Source organism: Streptomyces cellostaticus, from assembly GCF_001513965.1.
In the GTDB taxonomy this organism is placed as follows: domain Bacteria; phylum Actinomycetota; class Actinomycetes; order Streptomycetales; family Streptomycetaceae; genus Streptomyces; species Streptomyces cellostaticus.
Window position 1 is genome coordinate 350,809 of sequence record NZ_KQ948016.1, and the last position, 14,012, is coordinate 364,820.

Sequence of the window (14,012 nt, forward strand, 5' to 3'; positions counted from 1 at the left end):
CCTCGGCGTCGTACAGCCGGCCGTCAGCTCTTCTTCGTCGCCGACCCGGCCTCGTCCTCAGCTTCAACCTCAGTTTCAGCCTCAACGGCATCTGCCTCGGTCTTGTCCTCCGCCTCGGCAGCAGCCGGCTCGTCACCGGGTACTTCCTCGACGGCCCCGGGCTCCACCACGGCCTCACGTCCGGGCCGCTTCTTCGACGACACCACGATGTAGGTCACCGCCAGCAGGAACACGACCAGCGCGGTCCAGTCGTTGAGGCGGAGGCCCAGGATGTGGTGGGCGTCGTCGACGCGCATGTACTCGATCCAGCCGCGGCCCACGCAGTACGCGGCGACGTACAGGGCGAACGCCCGGCCGTGGCCCAGCTGGAAGCGGCGGTCGGCCCAGATGACCAGGACGCCGACGCCGATGCACCACAGCGACTCGTACAGGAACGTCGGGTGGTAGTAGCCCGGCACCCGGCCGCCCTCGGAGGAGGTGATGTGCAGTGCCCAGGGAACATGCGTCTCGCGCCCGTACAGCTCCTGGTTGAACCAGTTGCCCCAGCGGCCGATGGCCTGCGCGAAGGCGATGCCGGGCGCGACGGCGTCGGCGTAGGCGGGCATCGGGACGCCCCGGCGCCGCGCGCCGATCCACGCACCGAGCGCGCCCAGGGCGATCGCGCCCCAGATGCCCAGGCCGCCCTCCCACACCTTGAAGGCGTCCACCCAGTCACGGCCCTCGCTGAAGTACAGCTCGTAGTCCGTGATCACGTGGTAGAGCCGGCCGCCGACGAGGCCGAAGGGGACGGCCCAGACGGCGATGTCGGCGACCGTGCCGGCCCGCCCGCCCCGGGCGATCCAGCGCTTGTTGCCGAGCCAGACGGCGACGAAGACACCGATGATGATGCAGAAGGCGTAACCGCGCAGCGGAATGGGGCCGAGGTACAGCACCCCGCGCGACGGGCTGGGAATGTAGGCAAGTTCCATGGCAAGGTCGACGCTACCGTGCCGGGCCGCGAGGGCGGAAAGCAGCCCGGCAACGGGTCCATAACGGGGATGTGAGAAACGCTTACCCCTGGTGCGCCTGCTCCACCATCTGCTTCAGCTTCGCCGGGGTCAGCGTCTGGTCCTGGTAGATGTTCTTGCCGTCCAGCAGGACGGTGGGCGTGCTGCTGAAGCGGGCGGCCTGCATGGCCTTGTGGGACTTGTTCACCCAGCTGTCGTGGGCGCCGTCCTTGACGCACTTCCGGAAGGCGGGGGTGTCGAGACCCTTCACCTTGCCGGCCAGCCGGATCAGCTTGTCGTTGTCCGCGAAGGCGTCGTCGGTCTCCTGGGGCTGGTTCCCGTACAGCACGTCGTGGTAGTCGCGGAACTTTCCGGCGTCCTGGGCGCAGGCCGCGGCGTTGGCCGCGCGCAGGGAGCCGCTGCCGCCGAGGTTGCCGTCGATCAGCCGGACCAGGTGGTACTCGATTCTCAGCTTGCCCGCGTCCTCCAGCTCGTGGAGCGTGGGCCGGTACCGGATCTCGAAGCCCATGCAGGCCGGGCAGCGGAAGTCCTCCCAGACCGTGAGCGTCGACTTGGCGCCGTCCTTGCCGACCGGGATCGCGAGGCTGTCCTTGCCCTGGGCGCCGGAGGGCGCCACGACGGGCCCCGCGCTGCTGCCCTTCTCCTTGCCTGCGTTCGCGGCGATCACGCCGATCACCGCCGCGAGGCCGAGGACGCAGACGACGCTCGCGCCCACGATCAGCGTGCGCCGTCGCTTGTCCGCGGTCTTCTGCTTCTCACGCTCGACCGCCAGCCGCTCACGGGCGGTGCGCTTTCCGTCACGGTTCTTCTCGCTCACACCCCCAGAACGAACCGGGGAGGCGCAGCGCGCCTCCCCGGCCCGAGGTCCACTCGTTCGAGTGACCGAATCTTCCGTTGTGAACGGCTACGGGCGGCTACCGACGGCTACGGGCGATTACGCCTGTCCGCGTACGCCCTTCGCCAGATCGCCGGCCAGCGAGCGGACCGCCTCGATGCCCGAGGCGTGGTCCGGGGCGTCCAGCATCCGCTTCACGAACGCCGAGCCGACGATGACGCCGTCGGCGAAGCCGGCGACCTCGGCGGCCTGGGCCGCGTCGGAGACACCGAGCCCGACGCACACGGGCAGCTCCGTACCCGTGGCCCGGGTGCGCTCGACCAGGTCCTGGGCCTGCGCGCCGACGGACGCGCGGGTGCCGGTGACGCCCATCAGCGAGGCCGCGTAGACGAAGCCGCTGCCCGCCGCGGTGATCCGGGCGAGCCGCTCGTTCTTGCTGCTGGGGGCGACGACGAAGACGGTGGCGAGACCGTGCTTCTCGGCGTGCTCCCTCCACAGGCCCGACTCCTGGACCGGCAGGTCGGGCAGGATGCAGCCCGCGCCGCCCGCCTCGGCCAGCTCGGCGGTGAAGCGCTCGACGCCGTAGCGGTCGATGGGGTTCCAGTACGTCATGACGAGCACCGGCTTGCCGGTGGCCTGGTGCGCCTCGCGGACCGTCCGCATGACGTCCGCGATCCTGACTCCGCCACGCAGGGCGATGTCGTCGGCGGTCTGGATGACCGGGCCGTCGAGCACCGGGTCGCTGTGCGGCAGGCCGACCTCGACGATGTCGGCGCCGCCGTCGAAGACGGCCTTGATCGCCTCGATGCCGCCGTCCACGGTCGGGAACCCGGCCGGGAGGTAGGCGATGAGGACGGAGCGCCCCTCGGCCTTCGCACCGGCGAGGGTGTCACTCAACAGCTGGATGTTCCCGCTCACTTGGCGTCCCCCTCGATCTCGGCGATGTCGGCTGCGTCGGCGGCCACCTCGGCGTCGGTGTCGTAGAGGCCGAAGTAGCGCGCCGCGGTGTCCATGTCCTTGTCGCCGCGGCCGGACAGGTTGACGACGATCAGCCCGTCCTTGCCCAGCTCCTTGCCGACCTCCAGGGCGCCGGCGAGGGCGTGGGCGCTCTCGATGGCCGGGATGATGCCCTCGGTCCGCGACAGCAGGCGCAGGGCCTGCATGGCGGCGTCGTCGGTGATCGCGCGGTACTCGCCGCGGCCGCTGTCGCGCAGGTAGGAGTGCTCCGGACCGACGCCCGGGTAGTCCAGGCCGGCCGAGATGGAGTACGGCTCGGTGATCTGGCCCTCCTCGTCCTGCAGGACGTACGAGCGCGAGCCGTGCAGGATGCCGGGCTCGCCCGCGGTCAGGGTGGCCGCGTGCTCGCCGCTCTCCACGCCGTGCCCGGCCGGCTCGCAGCCGATCAGGCGGACGCCCTCGTCGGGAATGAAGGCGTGGAAGAGGCCGATGGCGTTGGAGCCGCCGCCCACACAGGCGATCGCGGCGTCGGGGAGCCGCCCGGCGCGCTCCAGGAGCTGGCGCCGCGCCTCGACGCCGATGACCCGGTGGAAGTCGCGGACCATGGCCGGGAAGGGGTGCGGGCCGGCGACCGTACCGAACAGGTAGTGGGTGTGGTCGACGTTCGCCACCCAGTCCCGGAACGCCTCGTTGATGGCGTCCTTGAGCGTGCGGCTGCCGGACTTCACGGCGACGACCTCGGCGCCGAGCATGCGCATGCGGGCCACGTTGAGGGCCTGGCGCTGGGTGTCGACCTCGCCCATGTAGATGGTGCAGTCGAGGCCGAAGAGGGCGCAGGCGGTGGCCGTGGCGACGCCGTGCTGGCCGGCGCCGGTCTCCGCGATGACGCGGGTCTTGCCCATGCGCTTGGTGAGCAGGGCCTGGCCGAGGACGTTGTTGATCTTGTGGGAGCCGGTGTGGTTGAGGTCCTCCCGCTTGAGGAAGACGCGGGCGCCGCCGGCGTGTTCGGCGAACCTCGGCACCTCGGTGAGGGCGCTGGGCCGGCCGGTGTAGTTCAGGAGCAGGTCGTCGAGTTCACGGGCGAACTCGGGGTCGGCCTTGGCCTTGTCGTACTCGACGGCGACCTCGTCCACGGCGGCGACGAGGGCCTCCGGGATGAACTTTCCGCCGAACGCACCGAAGTAGCCCTCGGCGCTGGGCACCTGGCCGGTGGGGTCAGGGATGAAGAACTGACTGGGCATGCGGATACCTCGCAGGGGCTTGTGCCCCGGGTCGCTGGACTTGGGGTATGGGTACGCGTGCGCTGCCCTGAGGATGCTTTCCCACCCACCCGCCTTTGCTGTCGGCACAGGCCGAGCAAAGACCGGACGGCTACCTCTCAGCCGGCCGAGTCGGGATGGGGGCCCCGCGCGAGCGCAGCCGAGCGTGGGGGAGGGTGGGCAAAGGCCCGGGGGGTCCGGGGGGCGGAGCCCCCTGAGCGGCCCGGTCAACAGGGGTACGGATCAACCGGCGTTCACCACAGAACGCCGGCTCAGCTCGCGCACGCGGCGGGACGCCATCGCATGCCGTTCACCTGGCCGGGCTCGTCGCCGATCACATAGCGGACCCGCCGCCCGTGCACCCGTCGTGCGGGCGCACGGCAGCCTCGGGGTCGGCAACCGCGGGCGAGGCGGGCATAGGGATCCCGCATCGCCGGGGTGATCGGAAGCATCATCGGGGCCAGCCTACCGGGAGGTCAGCCCCGCCCGTGCCGCAGCGCGGGGTGCTCGCCGGCGGCGACCAGGTCGGAGACGGCGGCCTTCGGGTCACGCCCGGTGACGAGGGACTCGCCGACCAGGACCGCGTCCGCGCCGGCGTTCGCGTAGGCGATGAGGTCGTGCGGTCCGCGTACGCCGGACTCCGCGACCTTCACGATGCCTTCGGGGATCTCCGGGGCAAGCCGCTCGAACGTACCGCGGTCGACCTCCAGTGTCTTCAGGTTGCGCGCGTTGACGCCGATGATCCGGGCACCCGCGTCCACGGCCCGCTCGACCTCCTCCTCGTCGTGCACCTCGACGAGCGGGGTGAGTCCGATGGACACCGCGCGCTCGATCAGCGACTCCAGGGCCGGCTGGTCGAGGGCGGCGACGATCAGCAGCGCGAGGTCGGCGCCGTAGGCCCGGGCCTCCCACAGCTGGTACGACGTGACGATGAAGTCCTTGCGCAGCACCGGGATGTCCACGCGCGCGCGGACAGCCTCCAGGTCCGCCAGCGAGCCGCCGAAGCGGCGCTGTTCGGTGAGCACGGAGATGACGGCAGCGCCGCCCGCCTCGTAGTCCGCGGCGAGCCCGGCCGGGTCGGCGATCGCGGCCAACGCGCCCTTGGAGGGGCTGGAGCGCTTGACCTCGCAGATCACCTTGACGCCGTCGCCCTTGAGTGCGGCCACCCCGTCCTTGGCGGCAGGAGCCTTCGCCGCACGCTCCTTGAGCTCGTCGAGGCTGACGCGTGCCTGCCGCTCCGCGAGGTCGGCACGGACTCCGTCGATGATCTCGTCGAGCACACTCACGCGAGCGGCCCCCTTTCAGACGGTTGTTCCTTCTGTTCCTTCGGGTTTTGAAAACCCTTGGTCACTGCGATGGTATCCGCAGGTCCACGAAGGCCCTGCATCCGATCCATTTCGGTCCCACCACCTGGACGTTCCGTGGACGATCAGGGATGGAGCCAGCCGCCGAACGGCAGGTTCCGGACCACGGTGAAGACCAGGAGCAACGCGCCGGCGGCCCACAGCTGGGCCCGCCCCGGCTCGAACCGGCGCACCGGCAGGCCGCGCACCGCGCGGACCACCCAGACGGTCCACAGCAGGGCGAAGCCCAGGTAGGCGGCCACGCCCGCCGCGTTGTCCCGCAGGGCGGCGAGGAAGTCTCCGTGGATGAAGGCGTGCGCGCTGCGCAGTCCGCCGCAGCCGGGGCAGTACAGGCCGGTGAGCCGGTACAGGGGGCACACCGGGTAGTGGCCGGGCTCGTTGGGATCGACGGTGCCGACGTACGCGAAGGCCCCGGCGACGGCCGCGAGCAGCCCGCCCGGGACGGCGAGCCGCCGCCACACAGAGGCGGACGGGGCCAGGTACGGGACGGTCTGCGGAGCCAGGGGCGGGACCGTGCGGCTGTCGGCGTTCACGCTGGCATTGTGCCCCGCGCGGCGCGCGGACGCGCGCGAGGGGCGGCCCGCACCCTTTTCGGTGCCGGGTCGCCCCTCGTGGGAAGCGGTGGTGCTCAGCCCTCGGCGACGGCCGGCTCGCGGGTCGCGGTGGGGGCCGCGTGCGCGACGGCGAGCGGCTGCTGCTTCGGCTGGCCGAGGCCCATGGCGCGCATGGCGGCGCCCACGACGCCACCGAGGACCACGATCGCCATGCCGGCCCAGAAGCCGACCGGCTGGGCCATCACCATGAAGGCGCCCGCGACGCAGAAACCGATGAAGGCGATGGTGACGCCGGTCCAGGCGGCCGGGGTGTGACCGTGGCTGCTGCCCGCCATGACTTGCTCCTCGTTGCTGTGTACGTGTCGTAGTTCGTGTCGTACGTGTCGTACGGTTCCGAGCCCGCCCGTCACTGTCCGAGCCGGACGCTCGTCGTCCATTGTCCCGTACGCGCACGCGTGGCGGACGCTGGGGTGGCGTCTGGTTCGCCACATCGGGACCGGGCTCAGGCGCCGGTCGGGTCCTCGCCCCGGTCCAGGGCCTTCCAGATCTCCTCGGGGCGCTCGGGGTCGACCGGGCGGGCCTTGCGCCGCGGGCGGTCGGCCCCGCGCTCGTAGCGGCCGGACATGGCGGGCCACAGGCGGCCGTAGCGCAGAGCGAGCAGCCCGGCGAGCAGGATCAGGGCGCCGCCGACGGCCGCGACGTACGGCCAGCCGGTGTGGGTGAGGGCGGCGACGGTGGCCGAGGTGTCGCCGGTGGTCTGCGCGGCCTTCTCGTCCAGCGCGGAGTTGTCGGAGGCCCCGACGAGCGAGGCGGCGACGATGCCCGCACCGGAGAGCGCGAGCAGCCCGGCGACGACGAGGCGGCCGGCCTTGCGTACGGCGAAGACGGCGACGAGCGCGGCGAGGCCCACTATGGCGAGGGCCGCGGGGACGCCCGTGACGTCACTCCCCTTGGCGGTCAGCGGGAGCGTGCCGCCGGCCACCGTGGCGGTGCCCTCCGCCCAGCGCTGCCGGGTCGCGAGCAGCGCCACGGCCGCGCCGAGCGCACCGCACAGCAGGGCCACGGCGAGGCTCCGCCGGCCGGACCGGGCGGGTGCGGCGGCTTCGGAACGGGGGTGAGGTACGGCAGTCACGTACTCCACTATCGCCTGAACCCCGGGCGAACCGTCACCCGGGGTTCAACTCAGGCCGATCAGGCCTTTGTGAGGCGGTTGGCCGTGTGCACCGCCCGCAGCACCGCCGCCGCCTTGTTGCGGCACTCCTGGTCCTCGGCGACCGGGTCGGAGTCGGCGACGATGCCCGCGCCGGCCTGGACGTAGGCCGTGCCCTCCCGGAGCAGGGCCGTGCGGATGGCGATGGCCGTGTCGGAGTCGCCGGCGAAGTCGAGGTAGCCGACGCAGCCGCCGTACAGGCCGCGCCGGGACGGTTCGAGTTCGTCGATGATCTGCATCGCGCGGGGCTTGGGGGCGCCGGAGAGGGTGCCCGCCGGGAAGCACGCGGTCAGCACGTCGAAGGCGGTGCGGCCGTCGGCGACCTTGCCGGTGACGGTCGAGACGATGTGCATGACGTGCGAGTAGCGCTCGACGGACATGAAGTCCACGACCTCGACCGAGCCGGGCCGGCAGACCCGTCCAAGGTCGTTACGGCCGAGGTCGACCAGCATCAGGTGCTCGGCGCGCTCCTTGGGGTCGGCGAGCAGTTCCTCGGCGAGTGCCTGGTCCTCCTGCGGGGTGGCGCCGCGGTGCCGGGTGCCGGCGATGGGGTGGACCATCGCCCGCCCGTCCTCGACCTTGACCAGGGCCTCGGGGGACGAGCCGACGACGTCGAATCCGTCGAAGCGGAACAGGTACATGTACGGCGAGGGGTTGGTCGCCCTGAGGACGCGGTACACGTCCAGCGCGCTCGCCGTGCACGGGGTCTCGAAGCGCTGGGAGGGCACGACCTGGAAGGCCTCGCCCGCGCGGATGCGCTCCTTGACGTCCTCGACGGCCGCCTGGAAATCGGGGCCGCCCCACAGGGCGGTGTACTCGGGCAGTTCGGAGGGCGGCAGGACGGCCGGGGGCTGGGCGACCGCCCGGGTCAGGTCGGCCTCCATGGCGTCGAGGCGGGCCACGGCGTCCGCGTAGGCCTCGTCGACTCCGGTGTCGAGGTCGTTGTGGTTGATCGCGTTGGCGATCAGCAGGACCGAGCCCTCCCAGTGGTCCATGACGGCGAGGTCGCTGGTGAGGAGCATGGTCAGCTCGGGCAGCTTCAGGTCGTCGCGCTCGCCGGGGCCGATCTTCTCCAGGCGGCGGACGATGTCGTAGCCGAGGTAGCCGACCATGCCGCCGGTGAAGGGCGGCATGCCCTCCTGGTGCGGGGTGTGCAGGGCCTGGAGGGTGGCGCGCAGGGCCGCGAGCGGGTCGCCGTCCACGGGGACGCCGACGGGCGGGGTGCCGAGCCAGTGGGCCTCGCCGTCCCGGGCGGTCAGCGTGGCGGCCGAGCGCACGCCCACGAAGGAGTAGCGGGACCAGGAGCGGCCGTTCTCCGCGGATTCCAGCAGGAAGGTGCCGGTGCGCTCGGCGGCGAGCTTGCGGTAGAGCGCGACCGGGGTGTCGCCGTCGGCGAGGAGCTTGCGCGTGACCGGGATGACACGCCGGTCGGTGGCGAGCTTGCGGAAGGTCTCGAGGTCCATGGCGGCGACCTTACTGATCCGCGTCGGGTACGCCGGAATCGGCGCCGCTGTCGCCGTCCTTGAGCAGGACGTCTTCGTCGAAGCAGGTGCGCGCGCCGGTGTGGCAGGCGGCGCCCACCTGGTCGACCTTGACCAGCAGGGTGTCGGCGTCGCAGTCCAGGGCGACCGACTTGACCCACTGGAAGTGGCCGGAGGTGTCGCCCTTGACCCAGTACTCCTGGCGGCTGCGCGACCAGTAGGTGCAGCGGCCCGTGGTGAGCGTGCGGTGCAGCGCCTCGTCGTCCATCCAGCCGAGCATGAGCACCTCACCGGTGTCGTACTGCTGGGCGATGGCGGGCAGGAGCCCGTCGGCGCTGCGCTTGAGACGCGCGGCGATCCGGGGATCGAGGCTGCTGGGCGGGGGCGTGCTGGTCATGGGTGCCATTGTGCCGCGCCCCACTGACAGTGACGGTCCGTGTCCACTGTGCGGACGTACTGTGTGGTCGTAGGCTGATTTCATGTCGACCTTCGCTCAGCGTGAACGGCTTCTGCTCGCCGACCTCTTGGAGACCACCGGTCCGGACGCCCCGACCCTCTGCGAGGGTTGGCACAGCCGTGACCTCGCCGCGCACGTGGTGGTGCGCGAGCGGCGGCCGGACGCCGCAGGCGGCACGCTGATCAAGCCGCTCGCGCCGCGCCTGGAGAAGGTGATGAGCGAGTACACCGCGAAGCCGTACGAGGAGCTGATCCAGCTGATCCGTACCGGCCCGCCGCGTTTCTCGCCCTTCCAGCTCAAGCAGATCGACGAGGCGGCCAACACCGTGGAGTTCTACGTCCACACGGAGGACGTCCGCCGCGCCCAGCCGGACTGGTCGCCGCGGGAGCTCGACCCCGTCTTCCAGGACGCCCTGTGGTCCCGTCTGGAGCGCACCGCCCGCCTGCTGGGCCGGGGTGTGCCGACGGGCCTGGTCCTCCGGCGCCCGGACGGCCAGACGGCCGTCGCCCACCGGGGCGCGCCGGTGGTGACGGTGACGGGCGAGCCGTCGGAGCTGCTGATGTTCGCGTTCGGCCGGCAGAGCGCGGCCGAGGTCGAGCTGGACGGCGACGAGAACGCGATCGCCAAGCTGCACGAGTCGAAGCAGCTGGGCATCTGAGAGGCGTCTCATGATCAAGGTCGCGATGACCGGTGTGTACGTCGACGACGTGGCGCAGGCGCACGCCTTCTACACGGACGTCCTCGGCTTCGAGACCCGCACCCATCTGGACCTGGGCGGCGGCACGCTGTTCATTACGGTCGGCGCGCCGGGCGGGGCCCAGCCGGACCTCCAGCTGCTGCTGGAGCCCGGCGACGGGCCCGTCGCGGAGCCGTACCGCCGGGCCCTGTACGAGGCAGGGATCCCGTGCATCGTCTTCTCGGTGGACGACATCCGGGCGGAGTACGAGCGGCTGCGCGGCCTCGGTGTGCGGTTCACGCACGAGCCGCAGGAGCAGGGGCCGGTGATCGCCGCCGTGCTCGACGACACGGTCGGCAATCTGGTGCAGCTGGCCCAGCCGAAGGAATGAGCCGCGTCAGCGGGGCAGCTCGGCCCGGCGCAGACCCGGGACGAGGAGGGCGACGACCCCGCCGAGGCCGCAGACGACCGCGCTGACCACGTAGACCGGGCCGAGGCCGAAGGCCCCGATCGCGGCGGCCGCCACGGGCATGCTCAGCGGGGCGAGGCCGAGGCTGACCAGGCTGGAGACCGCGGTGACGCGGCCCAGGTAAGCGGGGTCGGTCTGGGTCTGCAGCAGGGCCCCGCACAGCGCGCCGCTGAGCCCGGCGAGCAGGCCGACGAGCAGGGCCGTACCGACGGCCGTGACGAGGGTCGGGGCGTAGGCGAGGGCGCCGATGGCCACGGCGCCCGCGGTGCATGCGCACCCGGTGACCAGTCCGGCGCGCGGCAGCCGCCCCCGGACCGTCAGCAGCAGCGAGGCGGCCGCCGCGCCGACGCCGAACCCGGCCAGCACCCAGCCCATGCCGGAGGCGCCCCAGCCGCGCCGGTCGGCGAGCAGGGTCAGGCCGACGTTGAGGGGGCCGACGAAGCCGAGGTCGCCGAGGGCGATGGCCAGCATCAGCGGGGCGAGGACGCGGTGGCGGCGGATGTGGTGCAGGCCGGCTCTGAGATCGCTCCAGGCGGTCCCTGCGGCCCCGGGCGCGTCGTCCTTCGGCAGGTCCCGTAGGCGTACGGAGAGCAGCAGCGGCACCGAGACGGCGATGAGCAGTCCGGCGAGCGCGAAGGCGGCGGACGCTCCGCCCACGGCCACGCCGAGTCCGCCGAGCGGGGCGCCGACCACACCGGAGAAGCGGACGGCAAGGCCCCGCATGCCCTGGACCCGGGCGAGCTGGCCCTTCTCGGTGAGGCGGGCCGGGAGCGCGCCCACGGCGGGCATGAACACGGCGTCGACGGTGCCGAACACCAGGGCCAGCAGGGCGAGCGGCCACAGTCCGGGGCTGGTGAGGAACAGCAGGGCGGCCGCGGCGAGGACGGCCGCGCAGCGCACAGCGTCGCTGCCGATGACGACCCGGCGCGGCCCTAACCGGTCGGCGATCACTCCCCCGCCGAGCATCAGCACGGCTCTGGGCAGCGCACTGGCGGACATCACGAGACCGGCCTGAGCGGGCGTTCCGGCCTGGACGGCGGCCCAGGACAGGGCGATGTAGTAGATGCTGTCGCCGAGCATCGAGGAGGTGTAGGCGGCGAGCCAGCGCAGGACGTTGCGGTCGCGGTGGGCGGGGCGGGCGTCGGTGACGGGGGCCGACGGTAAGAGGGTGGCGGTCATGGGAGGGGCCTTTCTCAGACGCGGAACGGGAATCCGTACATGAACAGCGCGACGTGTTCGCGCCCCTCGGTGCCGCCTGCGGCTTCGGCGGCCCGGCCGCGCTCGTCGTACCGGCGCACGAGCGCCTCCAACTCCACTCTCAGCGCGGTGAGTTCCGCCGGGGTCAGCCGCATCCACGACTCGCTGTCCATGGAGGCGGTGTTCCACTCAGGGCTCCAGGTGGCGCGTTCGTCCAGGTAGCCCCGGTAGCGGTCGGCACGCTGATCGTGGAAGAGGCGGCTGGCCGCCAGGTGGGCCGCTGCCTTCCCCGGTTCGCCACGGAAGTCCGCGTCCCGGATGCTCAGTCCGTCGGACGCGGGCTGCCACCACCGCTCCCGCGCATCCCCGCTCTGCGGCTGCGCCTCCTCGATCAGCCCGTGCTCGGCGAGCTTGCGCAGGTGGTAGCTGACCAGGGACACGGCTTCGTCCACGTGTTCGGCGAGCTGTGATGCCGTGGCAACCTGCTCGATGCACAGCAACCGGTACAGATGTGCCCTCAGCGGATGTGCGAGGGCCTTCAGCGTCCCCACATCGGTGATCCGCCGGGGCTCCTTGTCTGCCATGCGCTCAGACTAGACAGGAAAGAAAAGTTGCACAACAGATTTTGCGCAACTTCTCTTTCCCATCTGTCGAAGCTCAGCGCAGCGTCACCGGACCGGGTGTCCCGCCTCCCGCAGGGCCCGCTTCACCTCGCCGATGCGCAGGTCGCCGAAGTGGAAGACGGAGGCGGCCAGGACCGCGTCCGCGCCCGCCTCGACGGCCGGCGGGAAGTCCGCCAGCCTGCCCGCGCCGCCCGAGGCGATCACCGGGACGGTGACGTGCCCCCGGACGGCCGCGATCATCTCCAGGTCGTATCCGTCCTTGGTGCCGTCGGCGTCCATGGAGTTCAGCAGGATCTCGCCGGCGCCCAGCTCCGCGGCCCGGTGCGCCCACTCGACGGCGTCGATGCCGGTGCCGCGGCGGCCGCCGTGGGTGGTCACCTCGAAGGAGCCCGACTCGGTTCTGCGCGCGTCCACCGACAGCACCAGTACCTGCCGGCCGAAGCGCTCTGCGATCTCGCGGATGAGATCGGGGCGGGCGATCGCGGCCGTGTTCACGCCCACCTTGTCGGCGCCGGCCCGCAGCAGCTTGTCCACGTCCTCGGCCGTGCGGACTCCGCCGCCCACGGTCAGCGGGATGAACACCTGCTCGGCGGTGCGGCGCACCACGTCGTACGTCGTCTCCCGGTTGCCCGAGGACGCGGTGATGTCCAGGAACGTCAGCTCGTCGGCGCCCTCGGCGTCGTACACCTTGGCCATCTCGACGGGGTCGCCCGCGTCGCGCAGGTTCTGGAAGTTGACGCCCTTGACGACCCGGCCGTTGTCCACGTCCAGGCAGGGGATGACTCGGACCGCCAGGGTCATGAGGTCACGGCTCCTCTGAATGCTTCTAGTTCCACTTCGACCAGGATGCGCGGGTCGACGAAGCCCTCCACGACCAGCAGGGTCGAGACCGGGCGCACGGAGTCGAAGATCTCCTTGTGGGCCCGGCCGGCGGCGTCCACGTCCCGCACATGGGTCAGGTACATCCGCGTACGGATCACGGAGTCGATGCCGAGCCCGAACTCCGCGATCGCCTCCAGCGCGCCGGTGAAGGCCACCTTGGCCTGTTCGTAGGGGTCGCCCTCCCCGTACAGCACGCGGCCCTTGAAGGACGTCGTACCGGCCACCAGCACCCGGTCACCCGCCGCCACCGCGCGTGCGAACCCGAAACTCTCTTCCCAGGGACTTCCGCTCTGCACGCGCCGCACGGCATCACTCATGACGACACAGCCTCCAGGGCCTCTTCCAGGGTGAACGCCTTGGCGTACAGGGCCTTCCCGACGATGGAGCCCTCGACACCGAGGGGTACCAGCTCGGCGATGGCACGGAGGTCGTCGAGGGACGACACACCGCCGGAGGCCACGACCGGGCGGTCCGTGGCGGCACAGACGTTCTTCAGCAGCTCCAGGTTCGGGCCCTGGAGGGTGCCGTCCTTGGCGATGTCGGTGACGACGTAGCGGGCGCAGCCCTCCTTGTTGAGGCGCTCCAGCGTCTCGTAGAGGTCGCCGCCGTCGCGGGTCCAGCCGCGGCCGCGCAGGGTCGTGCCGCGCACGTCCAGGCCGACCGCGATCTTGTCGCCGTGCTCGGCGATCACCTTGGCGACCCACTCGGGGGTCTCCAGGGCGGCGGTGCCGAGGTTCACCCGGGTGCAGCCGGTGGCGAGGGCGGCGGCGAGGGTGTCGTCGTCGCGGATGCCGCCGGACAGCTCCACCTTGATGTCCATCGCCTTGGCGACCTCGGCGATCAGCGCGCGGTTGTCACCGGTGCCGAACGCGGCGTCCAGGTCGACCAGGTGCAGCCACTCGGCGCCCGACCGCTGCCAGGCGAGGGCGGCCTCCAGCGGGGAGCCGTAGGACGTCTCGGTTCCGGACTCGCCGTGCACGAGGCGGACGGCCTGGCCGTCGCGGACGTCGACGGCGGGGAGGAGTTCGAGCTTGGCCATGG

At 71.9% G+C, this 14,012-nt stretch carries 18 protein-coding genes; 2 read left to right on the forward strand and 16 right to left on the reverse strand.

The genetic code is table 11. From position 1 onward, the window contains the following. Positions 1-23 precede the first annotated feature (23 nt). The 11 genes from lgt to hisI form a co-directional block, all read right to left on the reverse strand. Positions 24-968, reverse strand: coding sequence for a prolipoprotein diacylglyceryl transferase (gene lgt, locus AQI88_RS05185; protein ID WP_066992559.1), 945 nt, complete (start codon positions 966-968; stop codon positions 24-26). An 82-nt stretch (positions 969-1,050) separates the two neighbouring features. Further along, positions 1,051-1,824, reverse strand: a complete 774-nt coding sequence (locus tag AQI88_RS05190) for a DsbA family protein (protein WP_066992562.1) — start codon at positions 1,822-1,824, stop codon at positions 1,051-1,053. A 117-nt stretch (positions 1,825-1,941) separates the two neighbouring features. Then, positions 1,942-2,760 carry a tryptophan synthase subunit alpha gene (gene trpA, locus AQI88_RS05195; protein WP_066992565.1) on the reverse strand — a complete coding sequence of 273 codons (819 nt, stop codon included), beginning with the start codon at positions 2,758-2,760 and terminating at the stop codon, positions 1,942-1,944. Next, on the reverse strand, positions 2,757-4,040 hold the full coding sequence (trpB, locus tag AQI88_RS05200) for a tryptophan synthase subunit beta (protein ID WP_066992568.1): 1,284 nt from the start codon (positions 4,038-4,040) through the stop codon (positions 2,757-2,759). The genes trpA and trpB overlap by 4 nt, the downstream gene beginning before the upstream one ends. Before the next feature lie 290 nt (positions 4,041-4,330). Then, a complete protein-coding gene (gene trpM / locus AQI88_RS42635) occupies positions 4,331-4,513 on the reverse strand; it encodes a tryptophan biosynthesis modulator TrpM (protein ID WP_079057400.1) in 183 nt (60 codons plus the stop codon). Positions 4,514-4,534: 21 nt separating this feature from the next. Beyond that, positions 4,535-5,344 carry an indole-3-glycerol phosphate synthase TrpC gene (trpC, locus tag AQI88_RS05205; RefSeq protein WP_066992571.1) on the reverse strand — a complete coding sequence of 270 codons (810 nt, stop codon included), beginning with the start codon at positions 5,342-5,344 and terminating at the stop codon, positions 4,535-4,537. Between the two features lie 143 nt (positions 5,345-5,487). Next, positions 5,488-5,925 carry a DUF2752 domain-containing protein gene (locus AQI88_RS05210; RefSeq protein WP_066993691.1) on the reverse strand — a complete coding sequence of 146 codons (438 nt, stop codon included), beginning with the start codon at positions 5,923-5,925 and terminating at the stop codon, positions 5,488-5,490. 125 nt (positions 5,926-6,050) lie between these two features. Continuing rightward, positions 6,051-6,311 carry an HGxxPAAW family protein gene (locus tag AQI88_RS05215; protein ID WP_066992574.1) on the reverse strand — a complete coding sequence of 87 codons (261 nt, stop codon included), beginning with the start codon at positions 6,309-6,311 and terminating at the stop codon, positions 6,051-6,053. A 167-nt stretch (positions 6,312-6,478) separates the two neighbouring features. Further along, complete coding sequence (locus AQI88_RS05220) at positions 6,479-7,117, reverse strand: TIGR02234 family membrane protein (RefSeq protein ID WP_066992577.1); 639 nt, start codon at positions 7,115-7,117, stop codon at positions 6,479-6,481. A gap of 50 nt (positions 7,118-7,167) precedes the next feature. Beyond that, positions 7,168-8,649: an anthranilate synthase component I gene (locus AQI88_RS05225; protein WP_066992580.1), complete on the reverse strand. Its 1,482-nt coding sequence runs from the start codon at positions 8,647-8,649 to the stop codon at positions 7,168-7,170. A 10-nt stretch (positions 8,650-8,659) separates the two neighbouring features. Further along, the gene (gene hisI / locus AQI88_RS05230) at positions 8,660-9,064 is read right to left on the reverse strand and encodes a phosphoribosyl-AMP cyclohydrolase (RefSeq protein ID WP_107118487.1); all 405 of its coding nucleotides are present in this window, start codon (positions 9,062-9,064) and stop codon (positions 8,660-8,662) included. 82 nt (positions 9,065-9,146) lie between these two features. On the opposite strand from hisI, the gene AQI88_RS05235 reads away from it, so the two are divergent. Both AQI88_RS05235 and AQI88_RS05240 read left to right on the forward strand, forming a co-directional pair. Further along, on the forward strand, positions 9,147-9,782 hold the full coding sequence (locus AQI88_RS05235) for a TIGR03085 family metal-binding protein (protein WP_066992586.1): 636 nt from the start codon (positions 9,147-9,149) through the stop codon (positions 9,780-9,782). A gap of 10 nt (positions 9,783-9,792) precedes the next feature. Then, positions 9,793-10,191, forward strand: a complete 399-nt coding sequence (locus AQI88_RS05240) for a glyoxalase/bleomycin resistance/extradiol dioxygenase family protein (protein WP_066992589.1) — start codon at positions 9,793-9,795, stop codon at positions 10,189-10,191. A 6-nt stretch (positions 10,192-10,197) separates the two neighbouring features. Here the strand turns inward: AQI88_RS05240 and AQI88_RS05245 are convergent, their stop codons facing one another. The 5 genes from AQI88_RS05245 to priA all read right to left on the reverse strand — a co-directional run bounded on the left by AQI88_RS05245 (position 10,198) and on the right by priA (position 14,010). Further along, positions 10,198-11,448, reverse strand: coding sequence for an MFS transporter (locus tag AQI88_RS05245; protein ID WP_066992592.1), 1,251 nt, complete (start codon positions 11,446-11,448; stop codon positions 10,198-10,200). A 14-nt stretch (positions 11,449-11,462) separates the two neighbouring features. Beyond that, the gene (locus tag AQI88_RS05250; RefSeq protein ID WP_066992594.1) at positions 11,463-12,050 is read right to left on the reverse strand and encodes an ArsR/SmtB family transcription factor; all 588 of its coding nucleotides are present in this window, start codon (positions 12,048-12,050) and stop codon (positions 11,463-11,465) included. A gap of 84 nt (positions 12,051-12,134) precedes the next feature. Beyond that, complete coding sequence (gene hisF / locus AQI88_RS05255; RefSeq protein WP_066992597.1) at positions 12,135-12,890, reverse strand: imidazole glycerol phosphate synthase subunit HisF; 756 nt, start codon at positions 12,888-12,890, stop codon at positions 12,135-12,137. Continuing rightward, on the reverse strand, positions 12,887-13,288 hold the full coding sequence (locus AQI88_RS05260) for a RidA family protein (RefSeq protein WP_066992600.1): 402 nt from the start codon (positions 13,286-13,288) through the stop codon (positions 12,887-12,889). Before AQI88_RS05260 ends, hisF begins: the two co-directional genes overlap by 4 nt. After that, complete coding sequence (priA, locus tag AQI88_RS05265; RefSeq protein WP_066992602.1) at positions 13,285-14,010, reverse strand: bifunctional 1-(5-phosphoribosyl)-5-((5-phosphoribosylamino)methylideneamino)imidazole-4-carboxamide isomerase/phosphoribosylanthranilate isomerase PriA; 726 nt, start codon at positions 14,008-14,010, stop codon at positions 13,285-13,287. The genes AQI88_RS05260 and priA overlap by 4 nt, the downstream gene beginning before the upstream one ends. Between the last annotated feature and the right edge of the window lie 2 nt (positions 14,011-14,012).

Bases quoted from the DNA above. Each gene is read 5' to 3' on its own strand.
- AQI88_RS05250 (WP_066992594.1), bottom strand. From the start codon at position 12,050: ATGGCAGACAAGGAGCCCCGGCGGATCACCGATGTGGGGACGCTGAAG.
- hisF (WP_066992597.1), bottom strand. From the start codon at position 12,890: ATGACCCTGGCGGTCCGAGTCATCCCCTGCCTGGACGTGGACAACGGC.
- AQI88_RS05245 (WP_066992592.1), bottom strand. From the start codon at position 11,448: ATGACCGCCACCCTCTTACCGTCGGCCCCCGTCACCGACGCCCGCCCC.
- AQI88_RS05260 (WP_066992600.1), bottom strand. From the start codon at position 13,288: ATGAGTGATGCCGTGCGGCGCGTGCAGAGCGGAAGTCCCTGGGAAGAG.
- AQI88_RS05240 (WP_066992589.1), top strand. From the start codon at position 9,793: ATGATCAAGGTCGCGATGACCGGTGTGTACGTCGACGACGTGGCGCAG.
- trpB (WP_066992568.1), bottom strand. From the start codon at position 4,040: ATGCCCAGTCAGTTCTTCATCCCTGACCCCACCGGCCAGGTGCCCAGC.
- AQI88_RS05215 (WP_066992574.1), bottom strand. From the start codon at position 6,311: ATGGCGGGCAGCAGCCACGGTCACACCCCGGCCGCCTGGACCGGCGTC.
- AQI88_RS05225 (WP_066992580.1), bottom strand. From the start codon at position 8,649: ATGGACCTCGAGACCTTCCGCAAGCTCGCCACCGACCGGCGTGTCATC.
- AQI88_RS05235 (WP_066992586.1), top strand. From the start codon at position 9,147: ATGTCGACCTTCGCTCAGCGTGAACGGCTTCTGCTCGCCGACCTCTTG.
- trpM (WP_079057400.1), bottom strand. From the start codon at position 4,513: ATGATGCTTCCGATCACCCCGGCGATGCGGGATCCCTATGCCCGCCTC.
- priA (WP_066992602.1), bottom strand. From the start codon at position 14,010: ATGGCCAAGCTCGAACTCCTCCCCGCCGTCGACGTCCGCGACGGCCAG.
- lgt (WP_066992559.1), bottom strand. From the start codon at position 968: ATGGAACTTGCCTACATTCCCAGCCCGTCGCGCGGGGTGCTGTACCTC.
- hisI (WP_107118487.1), bottom strand. From the start codon at position 9,064: ATGACCAGCACGCCCCCGCCCAGCAGCCTCGATCCCCGGATCGCCGCG.